Consider the following 23143-nt stretch of genomic DNA (forward strand, 5'->3'; position numbering starts at 1 on the left):
CTATGGATGCAGTGCCGCATTCAGACTTTGCTCCCGTTGCAGCTACCGATCCTGTTGCAGCACCTTGAGCGCCGCCGACGCGAGGAAGCCGGAGCGGCTTTTTTCCTCCGGGTGGTGCAGTACATATTCATCGATGCGGTTGAGCAGGTAGCCCGGCAATGTGATGTTGAGTTTTTGCGCCTTGCCCAGGTACTTGGTGACATCGATGTCTACAACCGCCCAAGTGCAGCCGGCGTACTGAGGGTTGGCGGCATGCACGGTGACCTTCTGGGCGCTCGGGATCGGCGCGCCGTCTTCCGCGAGGATTTCGAAGTGCCCTTCGATGGCTTCGCGCGCCATGGCCATGGCGTCGTCCAGATCGTCACCGGCAGAGTAGCAACCGGGAATATCCGGGACTTCCACGCCCCAGGCGTGATCGTGGTCACCAGTTGAAATTGCGATGGGGTACAGCATGTTCGTTGTTCTCCAGGGACGATTAACTCAACAGAGCTTGTTTCAAAATGCTCTTGGCGGTCTTGTCCAACAGGTCTTTCTTTGGATGGGGGATCGTCACCAAGCCAGGCTTCGTCGGGTGCTTGAAGTGGTGATGACTGCCTCTGATGCGCACCAGGTACCAGCCGTCTGCGACGATGTGACCTATCAAGTATCGGCTATCCACAGCACCTCCTTGTGGTGTGTGTTGGTGGTGACTATAACCACTGAAAATAAATTATCAACACTCTACCTACCGGTCTTCGATGACCGGCATTTCGGCAGATGGTGAATGCAGTGTAAGAGCGAGTGGGATCGGCGCAGCGGGGAGATATTGCGGGGTTTTTCGGGTCATTGCCGGATGTGTAATGCCTCTTCGATAACGGCAAGAAACGCGTCAATCAACACACTGTGTCTTTCGGTCGGCGTCAACACCAACAACTGCGCACACGCATCCGCCTCCACCAAAGGCCGATAAGTCACGCCCTTGTTCATCAAACTCCGGGTACAGGCCGGTACCAGCGCCACCCCTTGCCCGGCGGCCACCAGTGCAATGATCGAAGTGATCTGCCGTCCGGTCGGCCCGGCATGCAGGGGCACGCCATGGTGGCGGTAAAGCTGCTCGATGGACTGGTTCAGCCCCGAGCCGTAATCGGCTGGAAACAGAATCAAAGGATAGGCACTGAGCTGCGCCAGGCTGATGTCGGCCAGGCTGGCCAACGGGCTGTCACTCGACACCGCTGCCACCAAGGGTTCCTCGCCCAACGACAGCGCTTGCACTGCGTCGTTTTGTGGCAACAGCCGGCTCAACCCAATATCCAGCCGTCCATCGGCCACTTGCGCACCGAGACTGCCGGAGGCGCATTCCACCAGGGTCAGTTGCACATCGGGAAAGCGTTGGGCGAAGGCCTGGATCGATTGGCTGAACAGGTCCGACAGGGCAATCGAGCTGACGTAGCCCAAGGCCAGTTGACCCGCTGTCCCTGCTGCCAACTTCCCGGCAATCACCTGAGCCAACTCCACCTGTTCCAACACGCCACGTGCATAGGGCAAGAACGAGCGTCCCTGTGCGGTGAGGGTCACGGTGCGGCTGGTGCGATCGAACAGCTTGAAACCCAACTCTGCCTCCAGCGCTGAAATATGCCGGGTCAAAGGCGGCTGGGCGAGGTGCAGGCGCAGGGCGGCGCGACCGAAATGCAATTCTTCGGCGACGGTCAGAAAGTAACGCAGCTTGCGTAGGTCGAGCATCCTGATCCTTGGGTATCAATCGGTCGGAATTCGGTATTGGTTCAAGACCTGCCGGCCATTCTATAAAGACCTTTCAAAATAAAACGAGAGGTTTCATGAAACTGCGCCTGCATTGTGCCCGCCTTGCCCTGTTCCTGTGTGGCTGCGCGGCGTTTCTCAACCTCTATGCGACCCAAAGCATCCTCCAGACGTTCGCCGCGCACTTTCATATCAGTGCCAAGGAGGCGGGCTGGAGCATCACCGTCACCACCCTGGCGGTGGCGATCACGGCACCTTTCGTCAGTCGCCTGACCGGACGTTTTGCACAACGCACGGTGATCTCGGTGGCCGCTGTGCTGCTGGCGGTGCCGGCATTGATGACCGCTTATGCCGACAGCTTTGCCGAAGTGCTGGTGTGGCGCTTTGTCGAGGGCATGCTGATCCCGGTGCTGTTCGCCACCAGTGTGGCCTACATCGGCGACCGCTGGAGCGGCGGCACGGTCACGGAGGTGACGAGTCTCTACGTCGCGGGCACCGTGTTGGGCGGGTTCGCCGGGCGCTTCGTCACCGGAGTCATGACCGAGTATGTGGGCTGGCGTGAGGCCTTTGAAGTGCTCGCGGTGCTGAGCTTGATGGTCGGCGGATTCATCCAGTTTCTGTTGCCGGCCAACCGCCCGCGGACCGTGCAGGTTAAAGCCTCCTCGTCAGGTGTATTTCGCAGGCCGCTGTTGGCGGCATACGCCGTAGGTTTCTGCGTGTTGTTTTCGCAAGTCGCGGCGTTTACCTACGCAGGTTTGTACTTGGGCCTGCCGCCGTTCAACCTTGGGCCTGCAGCGTTGGGGACGCTCTATATGGTGTTCCTGTTGGCGTTGATCGTGATCCCCATCGCTGGACGCCTCAGCAAAGCCCGGCCCCATGCCCAACTGCTGGGTGTCGCCGCCGTGCTGGGCGTCAGTGGTTCGGCGTTGACCCTGATGCCCTCCCTCTGGTGCATCGTAGTCGGCCTGGCGTTCAGTTCCACCGGTGTGTTCCTCGCCCAGGCGGCCGCCAATGGGTTTATCACCGCTACCGCGGGCGATAACAAGACGGGTGCTGTCGGGGTGTATCTCACCTGTTATTACCTGGGCGGCAGTGGCGGCGCCATTGTCCCGGCGCTGATCTGGGAGCGCTGGGGCTGGGTCGGGTGCGTGGTGCTGATCATCGGTTTCCAGCTGCTGACCTTGTTGATCGCCTTGACCGGCTGGAAGCCCCTTAAACCTGAGCTGATTCCTGCACCATGAACGACACCGTCGCTGTGCCTTCGCCCGAATCATCGACGCGCCGTCGCGCCTTGTTCGCCGGTTGCAGCGCCCATGCCGTGCATGATGGGCTCACTGATGTGATCTACGTTTTGCTGCCTGTCTGGCAGGCTCAGTTCGGCTTGTCCTACGCCCAGATCGGCCTTCTGCGGGGTGCCTATTCCGGGATGATGGCTGTGTTCCAATTGCTGGCCAGCCGCGCCGCCAGACGCTGGGGCCGCACACCGATGCTGGTGGGCGGCACGGCGTTGGCGGGTGTCGCCTACCTGTTGGTGGGCCAGGCGACAGGGCTGAGCGTGTTGCTGGTGGCGCTGCTGCTCGGCGGCCTGGGCGCCAGCACCCAGCACCCATTGGCCTCGTCGATGATCACCGACGCTTACGAGGACGGCGGTGGGATCAAGCAGGCGCTGTCCCAGTACAACTTCTCCGGCGATATCGGCAAAACCCTGATTCCTGGTCTGGTCGGGCTGCTGCTCACCGTCATCAGTTGGCGGGCCAGTGCCACGTTGCTGGGCCTGCTTGGCCTGGCGGCGGCGGGGCTGTTGTGGTGGCTGATTCCTGCTCAAGCATCCGAATCCACCGCCACAAAAAAAGCCGAGTTCCTCAGGGGTAGCGGCTCCGCCACGGGCCTGCGCGCGCTGATCCTCACCGGCACCCTCGACAGCGCCGTGCGCATGGGATTTCTTACTTTCCTGCCGTTCCTGCTGCAAGCCAAAGGCGCCGGTACTGCTGGCATCGGCCTCGCCCTGACCTTGCTGTTCATCGGTGGTGCCTTCGGCAAATTGTTCTGCGGCTACCTCGGCGCACGCATCGGCATGATGAAGACCGTGTGGATCACGGAAACCAGCACTGCAGTGCTGATCGTCGCGGCGGTGTACCTGCCGCTCAGCGGGTTGATGGTGATGCTGCCGCTGTTGGGGCTGGTACTGAATGGCACCTCCTCGGTGCTGTACGGCGCCGTGCCCGACCTTGCCGGCGCGGGCAAGCGCGAGCAGGCGTTTGCGCTGTTCTACACCGGCACGATTGGCGGTGGCGCGTTGGCGCCGGTGGTGTTTGGTGCAGTGGGGGATGTGCTGGGCGTGCCGGTGGCGGTGATGGTGTTGGCGGGGATGTTGGGTGTGACGTTGCCGTTGGCGTGGGTGGTGCAGAGGGGGGAGGAAAAGTGAGGTGTCAGAACGTAGAGTTGAACCTTGCGGCATTGCCTACACAACGATCAGACTCGTCCGAGTTGTGCGTCTTGGGCGACCTCTTTAAGGTTCGTCAGCCGCTGCCCATCAGCGGTCGGGTTTAGTAGCCCGATACGATCAACGGCGTACAGCTGCTCTTATGGTGGCTGCACGCAGGGCGTCTTCGGGCGCGCCGGTTTCGTTGATTCGCCGGTCTACTAACCTGCGTACAGCCGCCACCCATTGTTTAGTAGCTCTGGTATGCGGTCCCTAACGAGGATCAACAGATGTGTACTGACTCATGCAATCCATCCGTAAAACTGTTCAGCGTCCGTCCCGAAATCGACACTCAAGCGCTGCTCGCCAACGCCTACGAAACCATCGCCGGTGCAGGTGCCATGACCCACGAGTTCGTCGAAAGCCTGCCCTCTCAACAGCGCTACCTTGCCCTGGCCATTCAGCAGATGATTGAACTGGGCCTGCTGCTGGTCGAGGCTGTTCAGGACCGCGTGGACCGAGCCGCGTAGGTCACCCGTACGGTGAAAAGGCTTGCCTTCCCAGGCCGCCCATACCACGGGGGAGGGGAGCCAGGATTTACAGTGTCGCCGCCAGCGAAAACGGAATGCGCAACGCACCGATAGGCCCTTCACGCGTACCGCACATTTCATCGTGAACGCAGTGTTGCACCAGTACGCAAGGAAACGGCGGAACCCGCTGCAACAGGTCGCGTAAATGCGTGGTGGACCCGATGCGCATCGGCTTGCCGTGATCGTCCAGTAACGTCGCCTCGACGTGCTCCAGCCTGACGCGAGCGATATAGAAACCGCCCTCCAGGGACAGCAACTCCAGCTCACGTATTTCGCCTTTCCCGGCCAGCTCGGCCAGCATTTGCATATTCATGATTGACCCTCGCTTGGGGCTCATTGGCGACGAAAGAACAAGGTGACCTGACCCCACTCGACACCGAACTTGGACATGCTCGAGCGGTTGATCAAGGTGTCCTCGTCCATCAGGTACATCCAATCGTCAAAGCTGACTTCATACACCGAGCCATCCACCGGCAGATTGAGCCGGTAGCGCCAACGCAGCGCATTACCCGCCACTTCGCCGATCGCCTCGCCCACCACATCCCCGGCTCGTCCGCGCCAGCGCCCTGGGCCGTCCGGCGTCAGTGTCCACACCCGTTGCTGACGCGTGCCATCGCTGTACAAGAAACGCTCATCCAGAATCAACGCGTCGCCCTCGCGCCGGCTGGCGATATCGACCTCAAAGCGCTTGGCCACTTCCCCCGAACGCTTCTGGAAGATGCCCCAGGCTTTCACGGGTTTACTGAAGAAGCGCTCCAGGTCCAGTTTCGGTTGCTGGTCGGCGTAGTGGTCGACCTCAACGTTGCTGCAACTGGCCAAGCTCACGACCAGCAACATTGAAAACAGTAGACGTGTCATGGCCTGGCTCTTCGAAGGTGCGGGGCGAAGTGCCGCCGCTCGAAGCATGATACTTGTACAATAAATAAAATTTGTACAGGTTTGTGCGCACTCTATTTTTGAATCTCAAATCCCACCCATAAAAAAACCGGCCACCAAGGACCGGTTTTTTTATGCATCCCCGCCAAAACCCTGCCGGCGTGGAATCTATGTCTGAGTGGAGCGGGTGAAGGGAATCGAACCCTCGTTATCAGCTTGGGAAGCTGGAGTAATGCCATTATACGACACCCGCTCAGAGCGGCTGACTTTGTACCAGATGTGCGCCGGGATTTGAAGTTTTTCTTCGGAATTTGTGCAGCTTGCCGTGGCGAGCAGGTCCGTTCGCCACGGCAAGCCTTCATTTCAGATGGCGAATGCATGCTGCGTCTGGCCCTGGTGATAACGCAATCGGCTGGCCTGCCGTTCCGGTTTCAAAAAGCCCACCACCGCGTCCCGGCTGTCCCGGCAGGCGGCCTTGTGCTCCATATCCAGGAAATGCCCCGTCGCCTGGATGGTGCTGAAGCTGCTCTTCGTCACGTACTGCCCGAACTGCCTGGCGTCTTCGGCGCTGGTGTATTCGTCCCATTCGCCGTTCAGAAACAGCACCGGCACATCGATCTGCCGCGCGGCCTTGAGGTAGCACAGGCGGTCGTTGTGCAGTACCTGGCTGATGTGAAAATGCATCTGCCCGTATTCGTGCTCGGCCAGGCTGCTCACATGCTTGTAGTTGAAACGCTTGAACAGCGACGGCAGGTGTTTGCCGATGGTGCTGTTGATCAAGTGCCCGACGCGGTCGCGGTCGAGGTTGCCGAGGTAGTCGACGCCACGCTCGAGGTAGTCGCGCATTGGCGCGTTGATCACTGGCGAGAACGAGCTGATCACCGCCTTTTCCACACGCCGTGGCCGCTGGGCGAGGGCCACCAGGGCGGCGGCGCCGCCCCAGGAGAAGGACAGCACGTGCTCGGCGGCGAAGTGGTCGATCAGCTCCAGGAGGATCTGGCCTTCGACTTCCTTCGTCAGCATTTGCTCATGACGGTTATGGATTTTGGAGCGACCGGCGTAGGGCTGGTCGTACAAAACCACATTGAATTGCGGGTACAGGCTTTTCACGGTTTGGGCGAAGGAGGCCGTGGTGGCCAGCGAGCCGTTGACCAGGATGATGGTCTTTTCAGCAGCATCCGCGCGGTAGAACTCCGTGTAAACCCGATACTGACCCTGTATATCCAACACAGCGATTTCTGGCCTCATGTCGTAAGACTCCTGGCAAGCGGGTAGGGCGCGCAGATCACTCTGCACGAGCTTTGTGACAGGTAGGCATACGCCTGGAAGATGAGAGCCCATGTCGGTCCGATGACGGCTGGCCGACGGCTGTTGTTAGGGCGGGCTGTTTGCCTGGGAGGCCCGTGGATCAAGCGCGGGCGGGGCAAGGTGTTTCTTGGAGGTTATAGGCGACTCGTCAGTCATAATTTGGCTGACGGTTTGATTCAAGCAGTAGACCGGGGATGCCGCAAGTCACACAAATGGGTTTTTGCCATCACCGGCCGAACGGTCGTCAGACCTGTCGGATTTCTTCCTCGGACAGCGCCCGGTACTTGCCGGGCGCCAGGGCCGCATCCAAGCCCAATGGGCCCATTCGCTCACGGTGCAGGCCGATCACTTTGTTGTTGAAGTGCCCGAACATGCGCTTCACCTGGTGATAGCGGCCTTCGGTGATGCTCAGTCGTGCCAGGCGTGGCCCCAGCAGCTCCAGCTCGGCCGGTTGCGTGGTCAGGTCTTCAAAGGCGAAATAAAGGCCCGCTGCAAAGGTTGCCGCGTATTCGGGGCCGATGTCCTGCTCCGTCTCTACCCGATAGACCTTGGGCAACTTGGTCTGCGGTTGCGTCAGGCGCCGCGACCACTGGCCGTCGTTGGTGATCAGCATCAGGCCGGTGGTGTTGAAATCCAGGCGGCCGGCGATATGCAGCTCGCCTTTGTCCGGCTCATCCAGCAGGTCCAGGACAGTCGGGTGTTGTGGGTCCGAGGTCGCGCTGACGCAGCCCTTGGGTTTGTGCAGCATGAAATAGCGCGCCGCTTTACCCACCTGCAGCACGTCATCGTCCACGCACACGCGGCTGAATTCGCGCACTTCATGATGCGGGTCGTTGACTGCCACGCCATCCACCGTCACCCGCCGCTCCACCAGCAACACGCGCACTTGTTGGCGATTGAAACGCGGCAGGTTGCTGAGGAAACGGTCAACGCGCATTGCGAAGCTGCTCATCCACCTGAGCACAGCGCGGGCACAGGCAGGCTGTGTTGCGCAATGCATCGGGCAGCGCTTCAAGCACCGCCGGGTCGATGGTGACGCTGTAGCACCAGCACGGCTGGTCGGCGGTGCGTGGGTCGGCCAGGGTGCAATCGTTGCGGGCACCGCAGGCGGGGCAAAGGGTTGGCGTGGTCATGGTCGCTGGGGCAGGGTCTCGGAAGTCCCTGCACGATACAGCGCCGGTCAGTCCCGTTCCAGCACCACGACCCGTTGGCCGGCGCCAATGCCGCTGCCCGGCTGCACCGGGATTTCCCGCACCACCCCGGCAAAGGGCGCCAGCACCGGGATCTCCATTTTCATCGACTCGAGAATCACCAGCATATCCCCGGCGGCAACCCGCGCACCCACGGCCACCGGCACCTGCCAGAGGTTGCCGGCGATAGGGCTGTCGATGCTGTATTCATTGGCCTTGAGCAGCGTGTCTTGCGCCGCTGGCGCCGCGAGCTCTTCGCTGTCGAAATGCGCCTGGCCGCTGGCGATCCAGCGTTCGCGCTCGGCATTGAAGGCCTGTTGCTGTTGTTCACGAAAAGCACTGATCCCCGAGGCTTCCCGCGCAAGAAATGCCTGGTAATCCGCCAGGTTCAGGGTGCTCTCCTCGATATCCAGCTCGAAGCGTCCCAGGGGGAAATCCCGACGAATCCGTACCAGCTCATCCGCGCTCACGGGATAGAACCGAATCTGATCGAAGAAGCGCAGCAGCCACGGCTTGCCGTCAAACGCCGCCACTTCGCGATAGCGGTTCCACATCTGCAAGGTGCGCCCGACAAACTGATAACCGCCGGGCCCTTCCATGCCGTACACGCACAAATACGCGCCGCCGATGCCCACCGAATTTTCGGCGGTCCAGGTGCGGGCCGGGTTGTATTTGGTGGTCACCAGCCGATGACGCGGGTCCAGCGGCGTGGCCACCGGCGCGCCGAGGTAGACGTCGCCCAGGCCCATTACCAGGTAGCTGGCGTCGAACACGGTGTGGCGCACCTCATCAAGGTTGGCCAGGTCGTTGATGCGACGGATGAACTCCAGGTTGCTCGGGCACCACGGGGCGTCCTTGCGCACGGTGGTCATGTATTTTTCGATGGCCAGCTGGCATGCCGGGTCGTCCCAGGACAGCGGCAGGTGCACGATGCGCGAGGGCACTTGCAGGTTTTGCCGGGTGCACACGGCGGTCCACTCGTGGCTGATCAGTGCCAGCAGGTCGGCCAGGGGCAGTTGTTCGGGCTGGTAGTGGATCTGCAGCGAGCGGATCCCGGGCGTCAGGTCGATCACGCCCTTCAATGCTCGGGTTTCCAGGGCCTGCATCAGGGCATGGGCGCGAAAGCGCAGCACCAGGTCCAGTTCCGGCGCGCCGATTTCCAGCAGCAGGTGGGTGTCGCCGGCGAGGCGCGCGACCAGGCGGGTGTCGGCGTGGCCGATGTCCAGGATGATGGGGGATGCCAATTGCTCGATGCCGGCGACGGACCGAGTTGGTCCCATCGCGAGCAAGCTCTGCTCCCACAGGGTTTCGGCATTCTTTTGATCCCAGTTCAGGGCAAGGTCGCGGGCGGTCTTGAGGTCCACCGGTTCAAAGCGAATCTTGTCACCGGCCTTGAGCTGGCCGAGTTGCCAAAGGTCTGCCTCGATCACCGTCACCGGGCACACGAAACCGCCCAGGCTTGGCCCATCCGGCCCGAGGATCACTGGCATGTCCCCGGTGAAATCCACCGCGCCGATGGCATAGGGGTTGTCATGGATGTTCGATGGATGCAACCCCGCTTCACCGCCATCGGTACGCGCCCACAATGGCTTCGGCCCGATCAGCCGAACACCGGTGCGGCTGGAGTTGAAATGCACTTCCCACTGCGTGGCGAAGAACGTGTCGATATACGCCGGCAGGAAGTATTCCGGCGCGCCGTGGGGGCCATAAATCACCCGCAGTGTGCGGACCTCCGGCAGCGGTTCAGCGACTGATTGTTGCCCGGCGTTCCGGTCTTCCAACGGCAACAGATGCAACACATCGCCCGCCCGCAAGGCGCGCCCGCCATGCCCGCCAAACTGGCCGAGGGTGAAGGTGCTTTTGCTGCCCAGGTAGTTCGGCACTTGCAGCCCGCCACGCAGGCACAGGTAACTGCGCGCCCCGGCGCCGGCGAGGGTGCCCAGGCTCAGGACCGACCCGGCCTCAATCAATAGCGCGGTGTTCATCGGCACGGCTCGATCATTCAACCGCAGCGGGATTTCAGCACCGGTCACGGCGACCACCGCCGCGCAATTGAAGCGTAGCAGCGGCCCGCTCAGGGTGATTTCCAGCGCCGCTGCTCCCTCGTCGTTGCCCAGCAGGCGATTGCCCAGGCGCAGCGAGCGGCTGTCCATCGGCCCCGACGGCGGCACACCCACGGCCCAGTAGCCGAGGCGGCCGGGATAGTCCTGCACACTGGTTTGCGTGCCCGCGCTGATCACTTCAAACGTGTCGGCCACGTAGACCAGGTCTTCCAGGCACCGCGTCCACGGCCGGCCATTGGCAAAGGGCGCGGCCAGCAGGATTTGGCGCAGGTAATCGCGGTTGGTTTCCACGCCGTACAACCGACTGTCACTCAACGCCCGGTGCAGATCCAGGCGCGCCTGTTCGCGGGTGGGCGCCCACGTGATGAGCTTGGCGATCATCGGGTCGAAGTACGGCGGGATCTCGCAACCGGCTTCCACCCAGGTGTCGATCCGCAGGCCTTCGGCCAGCGGGAAATCCACACAGGTCAGCAAGCCGGGACTCGGCTGGAAATCGCGGCCCGGGTCTTCGGCATACAAGCGCGCCTGGATCGCGTGGCCCCGGGGGGTTAACTCGAGTGTGTTCAGCGGCGGCATTTCCCCGGCCGCCAGTTGCACCATCCAGCGCACCAGGTCCACGCCCCATACCTGTTCGGTGACGCCGTGTTCCACCTGCAAGCGCGTGTTCACTTCGAGGAAGTAGAAGCGCCCGTCAGCACTGTCATAGATAAATTCCACGGTGCCGGCGCTGCGGTAGTTCACGGCCTTGGCCAAGGTGATGGCGGCGGCGCACAGGGCCTCGGCCATGCCTTCGGGCAGGTTCGGCGCCGGGGTTTCTTCGAGGACTTTCTGGTTGCGCCGTTGCACCGAGCAGTCGCGCACGCCGAGGGCGATCACTTCACCGGCGCCGTCGCCGAACACCTGCACTTCCAGATGGCGCGCGTGCTCGATGTACTTCTCGATAAACACGCCGGCATCGCTGAAATTGTTCTGCCCCAGGCGTTTGACGGCCTCGAAGGACTCGCTCAACTCCACGCTGCTGCGGCACACGCGCATGCCGATACCGCCGCCACCGGCGGTGCTTTTGAGCATCACCGGGTAGCCCACGACGTCGGCGGCCAGCAACGCGCAGGCGAGGCTGTCGAGCAGTTCGGTGCCTTCCAGCAGCGCAAGCCCGTGTTGCTTGGCCAGGGCGCGGGCGGTGTGCTTGAGGCCAAATACCCGCAGTTGTTGCGGCGTCGGCCCGACAAAGGCGATGCCCGCGTTTTCACAGGCTTCGGCAAACGCTGCGTTCTCCGACAGGAAACCGTAGCCGGGGTGGATCGCCTTGGCCCCACAGGCCTTGGCGGTGGCGAGGATTTTGTCCACCGCCAGGTACGTACCGGCCGCTGCGCCTTCACCGAGGCTGTAGGCCTCGTCGGCTTGCTGGATATGCAGGCTCGCCGCATCGGCCTCGGCGTACACGGCGATGCCCTTGACCTGCAGCTCGCGCAAGGTGCGCAGGATGCGGCAGGCGATGGCGCCACGGTTGGCGATCAACAGTTTTTCGAACATGGCAAAACCCTGCGGGCCGTCCCGCAAAGTGGGGGAGCACTGCGGTCGTCCGCAGTGCGTGCAGTCAGTGTGGATCCCACATTGGCGCGCTATTGTTTGCGGATGCACTGCCCGGCTCGGGATTGGCACAGGGCAAACAGCCAACGGCGCAGGCGCTTGAGTTTCAGTTCCATACCAGCAGCTCCGCAGGGGTGGGGTTGTAGGCGTTGCATGGGTTGTTCAACTGCGGGCAGTTGGAGATCAGCACGATCACATCCATCTCGGCGCGCAGGTCGACGTACTTGCCGGGGGCGGAAATGCCGTCTTCGAAGGTCAGCCCGCCGTCGGCCGTCACCGGCACATTCATGAAGAAATTGATGTTCGGCCCGATGTCGCCTTTGCCCAGGCGGCCGTCGTGGGCACAGGCGCGCAGGTAGTTGTCGCGGCAGCTGTGCATGTAGCGTTTTTCCAGGGCGTAGCGCACGGTGTTGCTCTCTTGGGCGCAGGCGCCGCCGAGGGTATCGTGGCGCCCGCAGGTGTCATCGACGATGGTCAGCATCGGCTGGCCGAGGTTGGAATACAGCACGCTGCCGGTGCCCAGGTACACGCTGTTCTGCCGGCGCAACGTGCGCTGCACGTCGTAGCGTTCACGCGGGTTTTTCACGCTGTAGAACAACGTGTCGACGGCCTGGTTGCCCTCCAGGTCGAGGATGCGCAGGGTCTGCCCGGCCTTGACCTCCATCAGCCACGGCTCGCCGGCGGGGATGGTTGCGCGGTACACGGCCGCGTCCGGTTGTTTCAGTGCGATAGACATGGCAGCTCCTCAGGCGAACAGGCGGTCGGTGTTGATAAAGCCGCGCTCGTTTTCCGGGCGCGAGGTGCGGCAGTGTTCGGCGACGCTTTTGTCGGCGTTCATCCAGCTCAGTTTCAGCGGTTGCGGCGCGTAGTGCGGGTTCGGGTCCATGGGGTGTTGCAGCGCGGTGAGCACCACCAGGGTGTCCATCGGCGCGTAGAGCTCGATGTAGTCGCCGGCCCTGGAATTACCAGCTACAAAGTGCAGGCCACCGTCGCCATCCACCGCGACTTTGCTGAACAGGTTGAGGGTCATCAGCAGGTCGGACAGGCCCAGCCCCCACTTGCCCAACTCCACAAGCAGGTTGTCGGTGCCGTTGCGGAAGAAGCCGTTGCGCAGTTCCTGATAGCGGCCCTGGCCGTACTTCTCGGCGACTTCGGCGGCGCACAGCACGCCGCCGATGCTGTCGCTCCAGCCGCAGGTGTCGGCGGTGATCGCGGCCAGTACGCGGCCCATGTCCGAGTACAGGCAATGGCCGGTGGTGAGCTTGGCGGTGTGTTGGCATTTGAGGCTGTCGGGCAGGTTCAGGCGCTCGGTTTTTTCGTTGGCGTTGAGCAGGGTCAGGCTGACGTTGGCGCCGCCGCGCAGGTCGGTCAGGCGCAGCAGTTGGCCGCGCTTGAGCACGAACGAGCGGTGGCCGCCGCCGGGCAGCATTTCTTCGGCGAAGGGTGGGAACAGTTGGGTGGAATCGGTCATTTGGACGTGGCTCCAAGTTCGGCGGCGAGCGCCTTGCGGCGTTCGCTGTTCAAAGGGATGTCGTAGGTGATGCGCGCGCCATAGGCGCCGGGGGCGTGGGGATCGACGCGAACCTTGTCGAACACCAGCAGGCGCGTGCCGAGGCTGAAGCCTTCGCTCAGGTCATGGGTGACCATGAACACCGTCAGCCGGGTTTCGCGCCACAGTTCCAGCAGCAGCTGGTGCATGTCTTTGCGAATGCCCGGGTCGAGGGCGCCGAAGGGTTCGTCCAGCAGCAACACGCGGGGTTTCATGATCAGGGCCTGGGCGATGGCCAGGCGTTGTTGCATGCCGCCGGAGAGCTGCGCGGGGTACTTGTCCAGGGCGTGGCCGAGGCCGACCTTGTGCAGCAGCGCGGCAGCCTGTTCGCGGGCGTCCTTCCTGGCTTTACCGAACAGCCGGCCCAGCAGGCGAGAATGTGGCAGTTCCAGGCCGAGGGCGACGTTGTCGAGCACAGTCAGATGTGGGAACACCGAATAGCGCTGGAACACCACGCCACGGCTGGCATCCGGCTCGGCGGCGAGGGCCTGGCCGTCCAGCAGGATCAGGCCCTTGCTCGCGGTTTCCTGGCCCAGCAGCAGGCGCAGGAAGGTCGACTTGCCACACCCGGACGTACCCACCAGCGTGCAAAACTCACCCTCGGCGACGTGCAGGTTGAGGCCTTCGAGCACCACCTGATCGCCATAGCGCTGCCACACATTATTGACGCTGATAAAGCTCATGCCCGCGCTCCTTCGTACCAGGGGAACGCACGCCGGGTCAGGGCCTTGAGGCCCCAGTCCATCAGCCACGCCAGCAGCGTGATCCACACCACGTAAGGCAGGATCACGTCCATCGCCAGGTAGCGTCGTACCAGGAAGATCCGGTAGCCCAAACCGTCGGTGGAGGCGATGGCTTCGGCGGCGATCAAAAACAACCACGCCGAGCCGAGCATCAGCCGCAGCGAGATCAACAGGCGCGGCAGCAATTGCGGCAATACCACACGCAGCATCAGGGTCCAGGTGGAGGCGCCGAGGGTCTGCGCCTTCACCAGCAGCTCGAGCGGAATTTCCCGCGCGCGCTGTTCCAGGTCTCGGGCCAGGCAGGGGGTGACGCCGATGACGATCAGCATCACCTTGGACAATTCCCCCAGCCCGAACACGATGAACAGAATCGGCAGGATCGCCAGCGGCGGCACCATCGACAGCACCGTCAGCAACGGTGACAACGGCGCGCCAAACAGCGGCAGCGTGCCGGCGGCGATCCCCAGGCACAGGCCGGCGAGGGCGCTGATCCCCAGACCGATGGCGAGGCGCCGCAGGCTGGCAGCGCTGTCCTGCCACAGCACGTATTCGCCGGTGCGGGTGTCGGCGTTGAAGGCCAGGCGCTTTACCGCGTCAAGCATTTGCCCGGCACCGGGCAGCAGCTTGTCGTTGGGGTTGTCCGCCAGGCGTTCGGCCGAGCCCACGAAGTAGGCGAACAGCAGCAGGGCGAACGGCAGCAGCACCAGCAACAGGCGGCTGGAACGGTCCGGGTGACGGTTGATCAGGCGCATGGCCGGGTCCTCTTACAGCTTGCCGTCGGCGGCCATCTGTACGTAGCTGGGGTCGAACTGCAGCTTGAGGTTGGCCTTGTCGCCGCTGGTCACACCGTTGGCGAAGCGCATGCCCACGGCGCTGCTGTCCTTGGCGCCTTCACCCAGCAGGCCGTGTTTAAACGAGAACTCGGCGACTTTGCCCATGGTGGCGGGCAACTGTGGGCTGGTGGCGAAGGCCAGGGCTTCCTGGGGCGTGGCGAACAACTGAGTGGTGTCCAGTTGCGACTGGAAGCCCGCAAGGTCAGTGCCCGAGGCCTTGGCCATATGTTCGAGGGCTGCGGTGCTGGCGGGGCCCTTGGCGTTCATCAGCGCGACCACTTCGAACCAGGCGCCGGTCAGCGCTTTGCCCAGCTTGGGGTTGTCTTTGAGGACCTGGGTGTTGACCACCATCATGTCCATGATTTCGCCGGGTACTTTGCTCGAGTCGAACACTTGGCTCACCCCAGGCTTGGCCTTGATCTCCGAGAGCATCGGGTTCCAGGTGGTGACGGCCTGGACCTGGTCGGTGTTGAAGGCCGCCGCGATGTCGGCATCGGAGGTGTTGACCACCTTCAGGTCTTTTTCCGTCAAGTCCGCCGACTCCAGCGCGCGGGCCAGCAGGTAGTGAGACACCGAGAGTTCCACCAGGTTGACGTTCATGCCCTTGAGGTCGGCCACGGTCTTGCCGGTGCCCTTGATTACCACGCCGTCGTTGCCGTTGGAGAAGTCGCTGACCACCAGCGCGGTGCTGTCCACGCCACCGGCGGCGGGGATGGTCAGGGCGTCCATGTTGGTCATGGTGCAGCCGTCGAACTGGCCGGCGGTGTACTGGTTGATGGATTCGACGTAGTCATTGAGCTGCACCATGTCGATGGTGATGCCGTACTTCTTCGCCCACTTGTCGAGGATGCCTTGGCTGCCGGCGTACTCCCATGGCATCCAGCCGGCGTAGATCGTCCAGCACACGCTGAAGTGGTTTTTCGTGGCGGCTTGGGCCTGGACGCTCAGCACGGCGGCAAAGACGGCGGCGAGCAGGGCGGGTAAACGGATTGAGGGCATGGGGCTTCTCCAGTTGATCAAGGGCGAGCAGGAGCAACGCGGCACCGTGAACGGTGGCTTGTCTCCCGGGCTTTTATCCCGCCGTGTAACCTCAACTGGAGGTCGCCAACTCTCGGACCAGCCACTCGCTTTCGGCGAGCCGGAACCCTAGTCGGCCATTGCAAATTGTGGTGCCGCGAACCTGTTATCAATCCTGCACGCAAGAGACAAAGCGAGAGTCGTGCCAAGTGGCTTCGATGCCCGGCGGTTCAGCCGGGCGAGCGGGAGAGGAGGGTGTAGACGAGGGCGGTGTGCGCCACGCAGGTGCGCCGGCGCACTGTGATGAGGCGCTTACAGCTGGAACTTGCTGACCAGCATAGTGAACGAGGTGGCCAGGCGCGACAGGTCCTGGCTGGAGGCGTTGGTCTGGTGGGCACCGGCGGCGGTCTGGGTCGACAGGTCCTGAATGTTGAGCAGGTTGCGATCCACTTCGCGGGCCACCTGGGCCTGTTCCTCGGACGCCGAGGCGATCACCAGGTTGCGCTCGTTGATACTGGCCACGCTGGCGGTGATGCGCTCCAGCGCCTGGCCGGCGTTTTGCGCCAGGGTCTGGGTGTTGTTGGCCCAGTTCAGGCTCTTGTTCATGGCGGCCACGGCGCCATCGGCGCCTGCCTGCACTTCACCGATCATTTTCTCGATGTCGACCGTGGAGGTCTGGGTGCGATGGGCCAGCGCGCGCACCTCATCGGCCACCACCGCAAAACCGCGACCTTGCTCACCGGCACGGGCGGCTTCGATGGCGGCATTGAGGGCCAGCAGGTTGGTCTGGTCGGCAATGCCGCGGATCACATCAATCACCTTGCCGATTTCGCGCACCTGGTTGGCGAGGTCAGCGACCGATTGGGTCGAATCGTTGATCTCCACCACCATCGACGACATGCCCGACACTGCCTGCTCCACCTGCTGGCGGCCGTCCTCGGCTTCGGCGGTGGCCTGGCGCGACGCCTCGGAGGTCGACACGGCGTTGCTCGCCACTTCGTCGACCGCTGCGGTCATCTGGTTGACGGCGGTGGCCGCTTGCTGGATTTCGTCGTTCTGGCGGGTCAGGCCACGGGTGCTTTCATCGGTGACGGCACTCAGCTCTTCGGCTGCCGACGCGAGCTGGTCGGAGGCATTGGCGATTTCCATCAGCGTGCTTTTCAGGCCGCCCTGCATATCGGACAACGCCATCAGCAGTTGCCCGGCTTCGTCGGTGCGGTCGGTCGTGATGGCTTGGGTCAGGTCACCCTTGGCAATGCGCTGTGCGTTCTCAACCGCTTGTGCGATAGGACGGGTGATCAGGCGCGTGATCAGCACACCGATGATAATCGCAATGATGAAGGCCAGGACAATGCCGCTGATCATCCAGGTCAATGCGCTGCTGCGAAGGCCCTCGGCGGCGAGGGCGCCTTCCTTGATCTGGCGGTTATTGGACTCGATCATCACACGGATCAACTCGCGCGCCTGGCGGAACAGTTCATTGTTGGTGCTGTTGAGCTGGGCGCGGGCCTGCTCGACCTGGCCACTGTCGAGCATCGACATGATGCGTTCGGAGCTGCTGGTGTAAGTTGGCCAGATCTGGTCGAGCTTGTCGCCTGCTGCCCGTTCGTCGTCTTCCAGGGGCGTGGCGCGGTAGGTGGCGTAGGCGCTCTGGATGCGTTTGAGTTCGTTGGCGATGTCCTGGCGTACACGGTCGCGGTCTTGTTGGGATACGTCGCCGTTGCTCGCATCCATCAAACGGTACAAACCACGGTTGTGGGCGACCAGGCTGTTGAGGGTGGCGGCCGTGGTGCTGACGGACACCAGGTTATTGGAGAACGTCAGTTCCAATGCATTGGCGAGGCGGACCACGCTTTTGATACCCAGCAGGCCGACCCCGAGGGTGACCAGTGCACACAATAGAAATGAAAGCAGCAGTTTGGTTGAGATTTTCATGGCTCGGATCCGGCGAAAGTGGCGAAGGGCGCACGTTAGAGCCTCCCTGGCTTATGCGATGTCATAGTGACATCATCGCAATCGGGAAAGTTTCGAGCCAGAAAAATTTACTGAATCGATAAACCTGGGGGTTGTTAAGTGCTATACCGCAGTGCGTCTGACGGGATGTGGCTGCCCTTGGCATTGATGTATCAAGTTGTTACCAAAACGCACCAGATTCGGTTTTTGATGTCAGATGTTTCGTCATTCAGTGAAAGCTGAATGCCGCCCCCCAGCGTCGCTGGAGGTGCTCTTCCGCGGTCCAGGAGGCCGCCATGTATCGACGACTGCTGCTCAGCGCTTTACTCGGTCTGACCCTTTGCGCTTGTGTGCCCTACTACGATGGAGGCCAGAGCTACTACCGTTCCGAGGTCTACACCTCACCGGCGCCGGCTTATTACTATGGCGGCGGCACGGCGTATCAATATCGCCGTGATTACTACCCGTCGCCGCGTTACTACGCTCCGGCACCGCGTTACTACTCGGCACCGCGTTATTACCAGCCGGCGCCTCGCTATTACCCGTCAGGGCCAAGGGCCGGTTACCGGCCTTACCCGAACCAGGGCTGGGGGGATCGTTGGAACAATGGCGGGCATGGACGCGGTGGTGATCATGACCGTGGAGGTGGCCGTGGCGGTCACCGTTGACCGGCCTGTATGACAAGCGGCGCATGAAGCGCCGCTTTTTTATGGGCGCAAAACCTCAGTAATCGGACAAGTCCGCCAGCGGGTGCCGGCCTTCCCACGCCTTGGTGAAGTGCGCCTGCACCACGGCGTCCGGGACCGTATTGATGTCTGGCCAATGCCAATGGGGCTTCTGGTCCTTGTCGATCAACCGCGCGCGCACCCCCTCGCTGAATTCCGGATGGCGGCAGCAGTTCAGGCTCAGGGTGTATTCCACCTGGAACACCTCGGCCAGGGACAGGTGGCGGGCCCGCTGGATCTGTTCCCACACCAGGTGCGCGGTCAGCGGGCAGCCTTCGCTCAATGTCTTGCCGGCGCGATTGAACAGTGGGTCCGCGTGGTCACGCAGCGGGCTCAAGGCGCGCCAGGCGCTGCGCACATCGCCGACGTCCAGCCATTCGTCGATCTGTGCCCGGCGCGGCAGCCATTGCGCCTCGGGTTGCTGGGCCACGGCTTCCTGGGCCATGGCCTTGAGCAGGCTGTTGAGCTGTATCGCGGTCTGCTCCTGCCAGTTCAGTTGCAGCAAGCCATCGAGCAACTCGTCTTGTTGATCGTCACGCAGGAAACGGTCGGCCAGGCCCAGGTCCAGGGCGTCACGGCCGTTGATATGGGCGCCGGTGAGGCCAAGGAATAAGCCCAGCTTGCCGGGCAGGCGCGACAGGAACCAGCTGGCGCCCACGTCCGGGTACAGGCCGATGCTGATCTCGGGCATGGCCAGGCGGCTGCTCGGCGTGACAATCCGTATGGCCGCACTTTGCAGCAGGCCCATGCCCCCGCCCAGCACGTAACCGTGGCCCCAGCAGATCAGCGGCTTAGGGTAAGTGTGCAAGCGGTAGTCGAGGCGGTATTCCGCGGCAAAAAACTGTGCGGCCAGGGCCGGCACTTCACCCGGCTGCTCGCGGCAGGCCTGGGCCAGGCTGCGCACTTCGCCCCCGGCGCAAAACGCCTTGGGCCCGTTGCCACGCAGCAGCACACAGACGATGGCCGGGTCTTTGGCCCAGGCCTCCAGGCGATCAGTCAGGGCCAGGATCATCGGCAAAGAGAGGGCGTTGAGGGACTTTTCAGCGTTGAGGCTGGCGATGCCGACGCGGGCGCCGCCACTGCCGGTCAGTTCTTCGAAGTGCAGATTCATCGTGACCTCAATCGAGAAGGTGAAGGATCAGTATGATCGCTTCGTGGGAAAGTGCCGGTGGTGTGTCAGATCAATTGACAAGCAGGGCCGGCTTTCCTAGGGTTCGCCTCATTCTTTTCTACAAGACATTTCAACTATGACCGAAGGCGACCGTATCAAACTCGAACCCAGCTGGAAACACGCCCTGCGTGATGAGTTCGATAAGCCCTACATGGGCCAGTTGCGCGAGTTCCTGCGCCAGGAACATGCCGCCGGCAAAGAGATCTACCCGCCCGGCCCGCTGATCTTCAATGCGCTTAACTCAACGCCGCTGGACAAGGTCAAGGTGGTGATCCTCGGCCAGGACCCGTACCACGGCCCCGGCCAGGCCCACGGCCTGTGCTTCTCGGTACAACCGGGCGTGCCGGCGCCGCCGTCCCTGGTCAATATCTACAAAGAGCTCAAGCGCGACCTGAACATCGACATCCCCAACCACGGCTGCCTGCAGAGCTGGGCCGACCAGGGCGTATTGCTGCTCAACACCACCATGACCGTGGAACGCGCCAACGCCAATGCCCATGCGGGCAAGGGCTGGCAATTCTTTACCGATCGGATTATCGAAGTGGTCAGCGAACACCAGCCGCATTTGGTGTTCCTGTTGTGGGGCGCCCATGCCCAGGGCAAGCAGAAGCTGGTCGATGCCACCAAGCATTTGGTGCTGACGTCGGTGCATCCGTCGCCGTTGTCGGCGTATCGCGGGTTCCTGGGGTGCGGGCATTTCAGCCGCACCAACAAGTTTCTTGAGCAGAACGGCGAGACGCCGATTGAGTGGCGGTTGCCGCCGCTCTAAGGCCAGGCACATTCAAATGTGGGAGGGACAAGCCCCCCACAGGTTGAACTGTGCCGAAGGTTTAGATTTTTTCCGGCTGACGGTTCCAATGCCGAAACAACGGCTCCGCCAGAAACAGCACAAACAACAAGCGCATCACCTGCATCGCCGTCACCAACGGCACCGACAGTTGCAGGGTCTCGGCCGTAAGGCTCATCTCGGCAATCCCGCCGGGCATCATGCCTAGGGTCAGCGAGCGCAGGTCCAGGTGGGTGAGGGCGCTCAAGCCCACCGCCGCCAACGTTGCCAACGCCATGGTCAAGGCCGTGCCGATCAAGGTGCGGCCCATGAACGACGGTGCTCGACGAAAGAACTGCCGGTTGAAGTGGCAGCCCAACCCGCTGCCGATCAACCACTGGCCGATCTGGCTGCCGCCGTCGGGCAGGCCGATATGCAGGTCCCACACCACGCTGGCCGTCGCACTGACCAGCAAGGGGCCGAACAACCACGGGTTAGGCTGGCGCAAGCGCTGCCAGCCCCAGGCCACCAGTGCACCGAGCGGAAACAGCAGCGCCAGCCACGCCCAACTGACAGGCGCCGGATGAAACTGCGGCGCACCGCCGCCCAACAGATACTTGAAGATCGCCGGCACACACAGCACCACCACCAGCACGCGCAGACTTTGCCCAGCCGCGACACGGCTGAGTACCGCGCCATTGCGCGAGCCGAGGTTGACCATTTCCCCGGAACCGCCCGGCATGCTCGAGAAGAACGCGGTGGCGCGGTCTTCACCACTGCGGCGCATCAACCACACGCCCACCACGCTCGACAGGCTGGTGACCAGCGCCCCGAAGAAAATCAGGCCGAAGTGGCTCATCACCTGTTCGATCACCACCGGGGTGAAGTGCAGGCCGATGCCGATGCCCACCACCCATTGGCCGCATTTGCGCCCGCCGGGAATCTCCGCTAACTGCCAGGGCGTTAGGCAACGCACGAGGATGATCGCCAGTAAGGAGCCGACCATGTACGGCAAAGGCCAGCCAACCAGGCTGGCCAGGTAACCGCCGGCCAGGCCGACCAGCGGTGTTCCCCACCAATGTTTAAAGATGACCTCAGACATCGGCCACGGCACGACGCTGTTGGGCACGTTTACGCCAGATACGCAGCAACGGTACAAACAGCATGATGGCGGTCAGCACCCAGACGCCAAAGGTAATCGGGCTCGACCACAGGATTTCCAGCGCACCGTTGGAGATCGACAGCGCACGGCGCAGGTTTTGTTCCATCAGCCCACCGAGGATAAAGCCCAGCAGCACCGGCGACAGCGGGAAGTCCAGCTTGCGCAGGATGTAGCCGAAGATGCCGATACCGACCATCAGGAACAGGTCGAAGGTGGTGGCGTGCACCGCGTACACACCGATCGCGGTGATGATCGCGATCACCGGCACCAGCGCCCAGTTCGGCACGGCGAGGATGCGCGTGAAGATGCGGATCATCGGGATGTTGAGGATCACCAGCATGATGTTGGCGATAAACAACGAGGCGATCAGGCCCCAGACGATGTCCGGTTGCTGTTGGAACAGCAGCGGGCCGGGGGTGATGTTGTACAGCGACAGGGCGCCGATCATCACGGCGGTGGTGCCCGACCCGGGAACGCCGAGGGTCAGCATCGGTACCAGGGCACCGCAGGCGGACGCGCCGATGGCGGTTTCCGGTGCAGCCAGGCCGCGCATGTCGCCCTGGCCGAATTTGCCGCTGGCACCGGCCAGGCGTTTCTCGGTCATGTAGGCCACCGCCGAGGCCAGGGTCGCGCCCGCGCCGGGCAGCACGCCCATGATGAAGCCGAGCAGGCCGCAACGAATGTTCACCACGAACACCGAACCTGCTTCTTTCAGGTTGAACATCATCCGCCCGGTGGCCTTTACCGCTTCCTGGCCACGGTGGGTTTTTTCCAGCAGCAACAGGATCTCGCTGATGGAGAACAAGCCCAGCACCAACACCACAAACTGGATGCCGTCGGTGAGGTGGATGTTATCGCCGGTGAACCGGTACACGCCGCTGTTGGCGTCGATGCCCACGGCGGAAAGGAACAGGCCGATCAGCGCCGCCACAAAGGTCTTCAACGGTTTGTCACCGGCCATGCCGCCCAGGCAGACAATCGCGAACACCATCAGCACGAAATATTCCGCCGGGCCGAAGGCAATCGCCCATTTGGCCAGCAGCGGCGCGAACAGCACCATGCCGCAGGTGGCGATAAACGCGCCGATGAACGAACTCCACGCGGACAACGACAGCGCCACACCGGCCAAGCCTTTGCGGGCCATCGGGTAGCCGTCGAGGGTGGTCATCACGGTGGAGGCTTCGCCCGGGATGTTCAGCAGGATCGAGCTGATACGCCCGCCGTATTCGCAGCCCAGGTACACGGCGGCCAGCAGGATCAGCGCCGATTCCGGCGGCAGGCCCAGGGCGAACGCGATGGGGATCAACAGCGCCACGCCGTTGATCGGGCCCAGGCCCGGCAACAGCCCGACCACGGTGCCGATCAAGGTGCCGCACAGGGCGGTCACCAGGTTGTAGGGGGACAGTGCAACGCCGAAGCCCTGGCCCAAATAGCTGAAAGTATCCATA

23 protein-coding genes, 1 tRNA gene and 1 riboswitch are annotated in these 23143 nt (G+C 62.7%); of the genes, 5 read left to right on the plus strand and 19 right to left on the minus strand.

The genetic code is table 11. From position 1 onward, the window contains the following. Positions 1-42: 42 nt before the first annotated feature. From F6S08_RS08335 to F6S08_RS08345, 3 genes are all read right to left on the minus strand, one after another. Complete coding sequence (locus F6S08_RS08335) at positions 43-453, minus strand: type II toxin-antitoxin system HicB family antitoxin (protein WP_027604351.1); 411 nt, start codon at positions 451-453, stop codon at positions 43-45. Between the two features lie 22 nt (positions 454-475). Beyond that, positions 476-658: a type II toxin-antitoxin system HicA family toxin gene (locus tag F6S08_RS08340; RefSeq protein ID WP_003189411.1), complete on the minus strand. Its 183-nt coding sequence runs from the start codon at positions 656-658 to the stop codon at positions 476-478. Positions 659-822: 164 nt separating this feature from the next. Beyond that, complete coding sequence (locus tag F6S08_RS08345) at positions 823-1719, minus strand: LysR family transcriptional regulator (RefSeq protein ID WP_065928235.1); 897 nt, start codon at positions 1717-1719, stop codon at positions 823-825. A 95-nt stretch (positions 1720-1814) separates the two neighbouring features. Between F6S08_RS08345 and F6S08_RS08350 the strand changes: the two genes are divergently transcribed. The 3 genes from F6S08_RS08350 to F6S08_RS08360 all read left to right on the plus strand — a co-directional run bounded on the left by F6S08_RS08350 (position 1815) and on the right by F6S08_RS08360 (position 4689). Continuing rightward, positions 1815-2978 carry an MFS transporter gene (locus F6S08_RS08350; protein WP_065928234.1) on the plus strand — a complete coding sequence of 388 codons (1164 nt, stop codon included), beginning with the start codon at positions 1815-1817 and terminating at the stop codon, positions 2976-2978. Next, entirely contained in the window at positions 2975-4162 is a 1188-nt protein-coding gene (locus F6S08_RS08355; RefSeq protein ID WP_065928233.1) for an MFS transporter, read from the plus strand. Before F6S08_RS08350 ends, F6S08_RS08355 begins: the two co-directional genes overlap by 4 nt. A gap of 287 nt (positions 4163-4449) precedes the next feature. Then, positions 4450-4689, plus strand: a complete 240-nt coding sequence (locus tag F6S08_RS08360) for a DUF6124 family protein (protein ID WP_027604347.1) — start codon at positions 4450-4452, stop codon at positions 4687-4689. A gap of 67 nt (positions 4690-4756) precedes the next feature. Here F6S08_RS08360 and F6S08_RS08365 read toward each other — a convergent pair whose 3' ends face one another. From F6S08_RS08365 to F6S08_RS08425, 13 genes are all read right to left on the minus strand, one after another. Next, on the minus strand, positions 4757-5062 hold the full coding sequence (locus F6S08_RS08365; RefSeq protein WP_027604346.1) for a DUF6482 family protein: 306 nt from the start codon (positions 5060-5062) through the stop codon (positions 4757-4759). 20 nt (positions 5063-5082) lie between these two features. Next, positions 5083-5607 (minus strand): DUF3833 domain-containing protein, encoded by a 525-nt coding sequence (locus tag F6S08_RS08370; protein ID WP_315871509.1) that lies wholly within the window; start codon positions 5605-5607, stop codon positions 5083-5085. Positions 5608-5804: 197 nt separating this feature from the next. Next, positions 5805-5878 (minus strand) — tRNA-Gly (locus tag F6S08_RS08375). Positions 5879-5988: 110 nt separating this feature from the next. Next, the gene (locus tag F6S08_RS08380) at positions 5989-6873 is read right to left on the minus strand and encodes an alpha/beta fold hydrolase (RefSeq protein ID WP_141605685.1); all 885 of its coding nucleotides are present in this window, start codon (positions 6871-6873) and stop codon (positions 5989-5991) included. A 304-nt stretch (positions 6874-7177) separates the two neighbouring features. After that, entirely contained in the window at positions 7178-7870 is a 693-nt protein-coding gene (locus tag F6S08_RS08385; protein ID WP_074844408.1) for a pseudouridine synthase, read from the minus strand. Beyond that, positions 7860-8066, minus strand: coding sequence for a cysteine-rich CWC family protein (locus F6S08_RS08390; protein WP_065938870.1), 207 nt, complete (start codon positions 8064-8066; stop codon positions 7860-7862). Before F6S08_RS08390 ends, F6S08_RS08385 begins: the two co-directional genes overlap by 11 nt. A gap of 47 nt (positions 8067-8113) precedes the next feature. After that, positions 8114-11719 carry an urea carboxylase gene (gene uca / locus F6S08_RS08395; protein ID WP_315871510.1) on the minus strand — a complete coding sequence of 1202 codons (3606 nt, stop codon included), beginning with the start codon at positions 11717-11719 and terminating at the stop codon, positions 8114-8116. A gap of 163 nt (positions 11720-11882) precedes the next feature. Next, positions 11883-12512, minus strand: a complete 630-nt coding sequence (locus F6S08_RS08400; RefSeq protein ID WP_074844417.1) for an urea amidolyase associated protein UAAP2 — start codon at positions 12510-12512, stop codon at positions 11883-11885. A gap of 9 nt (positions 12513-12521) precedes the next feature. Continuing rightward, the gene (locus F6S08_RS08405) at positions 12522-13247 is read right to left on the minus strand and encodes an urea amidolyase associated protein UAAP1 (protein ID WP_315871511.1); all 726 of its coding nucleotides are present in this window, start codon (positions 13245-13247) and stop codon (positions 12522-12524) included. Then, a complete protein-coding gene (locus F6S08_RS08410) occupies positions 13244-14008 on the minus strand; it encodes an ABC transporter ATP-binding protein (protein ID WP_315871512.1) in 765 nt (254 codons plus the stop codon). The genes F6S08_RS08405 and F6S08_RS08410 overlap by 4 nt, the downstream gene beginning before the upstream one ends. Continuing rightward, positions 14005-14820, minus strand: coding sequence for an ABC transporter permease (locus F6S08_RS08415; protein ID WP_065928224.1), 816 nt, complete (start codon positions 14818-14820; stop codon positions 14005-14007). The genes F6S08_RS08410 and F6S08_RS08415 overlap by 4 nt, the downstream gene beginning before the upstream one ends. A 12-nt stretch (positions 14821-14832) precedes the next feature. Continuing rightward, positions 14833-15900, minus strand: a complete 1068-nt coding sequence (locus F6S08_RS08420; RefSeq protein ID WP_065928223.1) for a putative urea ABC transporter substrate-binding protein — start codon at positions 15898-15900, stop codon at positions 14833-14835. A 60-nt stretch (positions 15901-15960) separates the two neighbouring features. Next, positions 15961-16062: riboswitch (guanidine-I (ykkC/yxkD leader) on the minus strand. Between the two features lie 168 nt (positions 16063-16230). Further along, positions 16231-17853, minus strand: coding sequence for a methyl-accepting chemotaxis protein (locus F6S08_RS08425; protein ID WP_315871513.1), 1623 nt, complete (start codon positions 17851-17853; stop codon positions 16231-16233). 314 nt (positions 17854-18167) lie between these two features. Here F6S08_RS08425 and F6S08_RS08430 point away from each other — a divergent pair, with 314 nt between their 5' ends. Further along, positions 18168-18539, plus strand: a complete 372-nt coding sequence (locus F6S08_RS08430) for a hypothetical protein (RefSeq protein WP_074844425.1) — start codon at positions 18168-18170, stop codon at positions 18537-18539. 55 nt (positions 18540-18594) lie between these two features. On the opposite strand, the gene F6S08_RS08435 is transcribed toward F6S08_RS08430, so the two are convergent. After that, the gene (locus F6S08_RS08435) at positions 18595-19707 is read right to left on the minus strand and encodes an enoyl-CoA hydratase/isomerase family protein (protein WP_315871514.1); all 1113 of its coding nucleotides are present in this window, start codon (positions 19705-19707) and stop codon (positions 18595-18597) included. A 136-nt stretch (positions 19708-19843) separates the two neighbouring features. On the opposite strand from F6S08_RS08435, the gene ung reads away from it, so the two are divergent. Then, a complete protein-coding gene (gene ung / locus F6S08_RS08440; RefSeq protein WP_027604331.1) occupies positions 19844-20536 on the plus strand; it encodes a uracil-DNA glycosylase in 693 nt (230 codons plus the stop codon). Between the two features lie 61 nt (positions 20537-20597). Here the strand turns inward: ung and F6S08_RS08445 are convergent, their stop codons facing one another. After that, complete coding sequence (locus F6S08_RS08445) at positions 20598-21635, minus strand: AbrB family transcriptional regulator (protein WP_074845154.1); 1038 nt, start codon at positions 21633-21635, stop codon at positions 20598-20600. Then, the gene (locus F6S08_RS08450) at positions 21628-23142 is read right to left on the minus strand and encodes a tripartite tricarboxylate transporter permease (protein ID WP_315871515.1); all 1515 of its coding nucleotides are present in this window, start codon (positions 23140-23142) and stop codon (positions 21628-21630) included. The genes F6S08_RS08445 and F6S08_RS08450 overlap by 8 nt, the downstream gene beginning before the upstream one ends. Between the last annotated feature and the right edge of the window lies 1 nt (position 23143).

Origin of the sequence: Pseudomonas sp. JV449 (genome assembly GCF_032424295.1) — a bacterium.
In the GTDB taxonomy this organism is placed as follows: Bacteria; Pseudomonadota; Gammaproteobacteria; order Pseudomonadales; family Pseudomonadaceae; genus Aquipseudomonas; species Aquipseudomonas marginalis.

Coding starts and splice junctions, on each gene's coding strand:
- F6S08_RS08360 (WP_027604347.1), top strand. CDS start 4,450: ATGTGTACTGACTCATGCAATCCATCCGTAAAACTGTTCAGCGTCCGT.
- F6S08_RS08420 (WP_065928223.1), bottom strand. CDS start 15,900: ATGCCCTCAATCCGTTTACCCGCCCTGCTCGCCGCCGTCTTTGCCGCC.
- F6S08_RS08400 (WP_074844417.1), bottom strand. CDS start 12,512: ATGTCTATCGCACTGAAACAACCGGACGCGGCCGTGTACCGCGCAACC.
- F6S08_RS08385 (WP_074844408.1), bottom strand. CDS start 7,870: ATGCGCGTTGACCGTTTCCTCAGCAACCTGCCGCGTTTCAATCGCCAA.
- F6S08_RS08405 (WP_315871511.1), bottom strand. CDS start 13,247: ATGACCGATTCCACCCAACTGTTCCCACCCTTCGCCGAAGAAATGCTG.
- F6S08_RS08410 (WP_315871512.1), bottom strand. CDS start 14,008: ATGAGCTTTATCAGCGTCAATAATGTGTGGCAGCGCTATGGCGATCAG.
- F6S08_RS08430 (WP_074844425.1), top strand. CDS start 18,168: ATGTATCGACGACTGCTGCTCAGCGCTTTACTCGGTCTGACCCTTTGC.
- F6S08_RS08350 (WP_065928234.1), top strand. CDS start 1,815: ATGAAACTGCGCCTGCATTGTGCCCGCCTTGCCCTGTTCCTGTGTGGC.
- F6S08_RS08445 (WP_074845154.1), bottom strand. CDS start 21,635: ATGTCTGAGGTCATCTTTAAACATTGGTGGGGAACACCGCTGGTCGGC.
- ung (WP_027604331.1), top strand. CDS start 19,844: ATGACCGAAGGCGACCGTATCAAACTCGAACCCAGCTGGAAACACGCC.
- F6S08_RS08380 (WP_141605685.1), bottom strand. CDS start 6,873: ATGAGGCCAGAAATCGCTGTGTTGGATATACAGGGTCAGTATCGGGTT.
- F6S08_RS08365 (WP_027604346.1), bottom strand. CDS start 5,062: ATGAATATGCAAATGCTGGCCGAGCTGGCCGGGAAAGGCGAAATACGT.
- F6S08_RS08370 (WP_315871509.1), bottom strand. CDS start 5,607: ATGACACGTCTACTGTTTTCAATGTTGCTGGTCGTGAGCTTGGCCAGT.
- F6S08_RS08345 (WP_065928235.1), bottom strand. CDS start 1,719: ATGCTCGACCTACGCAAGCTGCGTTACTTTCTGACCGTCGCCGAAGAA.
- F6S08_RS08450 (WP_315871515.1), bottom strand. CDS start 23,142: ATGGATACTTTCAGCTATTTGGGCCAGGGCTTCGGCGTTGCACTGTCC.
- F6S08_RS08415 (WP_065928224.1), bottom strand. CDS start 14,820: ATGCGCCTGATCAACCGTCACCCGGACCGTTCCAGCCGCCTGTTGCTG.
- F6S08_RS08390 (WP_065938870.1), bottom strand. CDS start 8,066: ATGACCACGCCAACCCTTTGCCCCGCCTGCGGTGCCCGCAACGATTGC.
- F6S08_RS08425 (WP_315871513.1), bottom strand. CDS start 17,853: ATGAAAATCTCAACCAAACTGCTGCTTTCATTTCTATTGTGTGCACTG.
- F6S08_RS08355 (WP_065928233.1), top strand. CDS start 2,975: ATGAACGACACCGTCGCTGTGCCTTCGCCCGAATCATCGACGCGCCGT.
- F6S08_RS08435 (WP_315871514.1), bottom strand. CDS start 19,707: ATGAATCTGCACTTCGAAGAACTGACCGGCAGTGGCGGCGCCCGCGTC.
- uca (WP_315871510.1), bottom strand. CDS start 11,719: ATGTTCGAAAAACTGTTGATCGCCAACCGTGGCGCCATCGCCTGCCGC.
- F6S08_RS08335 (WP_027604351.1), bottom strand. CDS start 453: ATGCTGTACCCCATCGCAATTTCAACTGGTGACCACGATCACGCCTGG.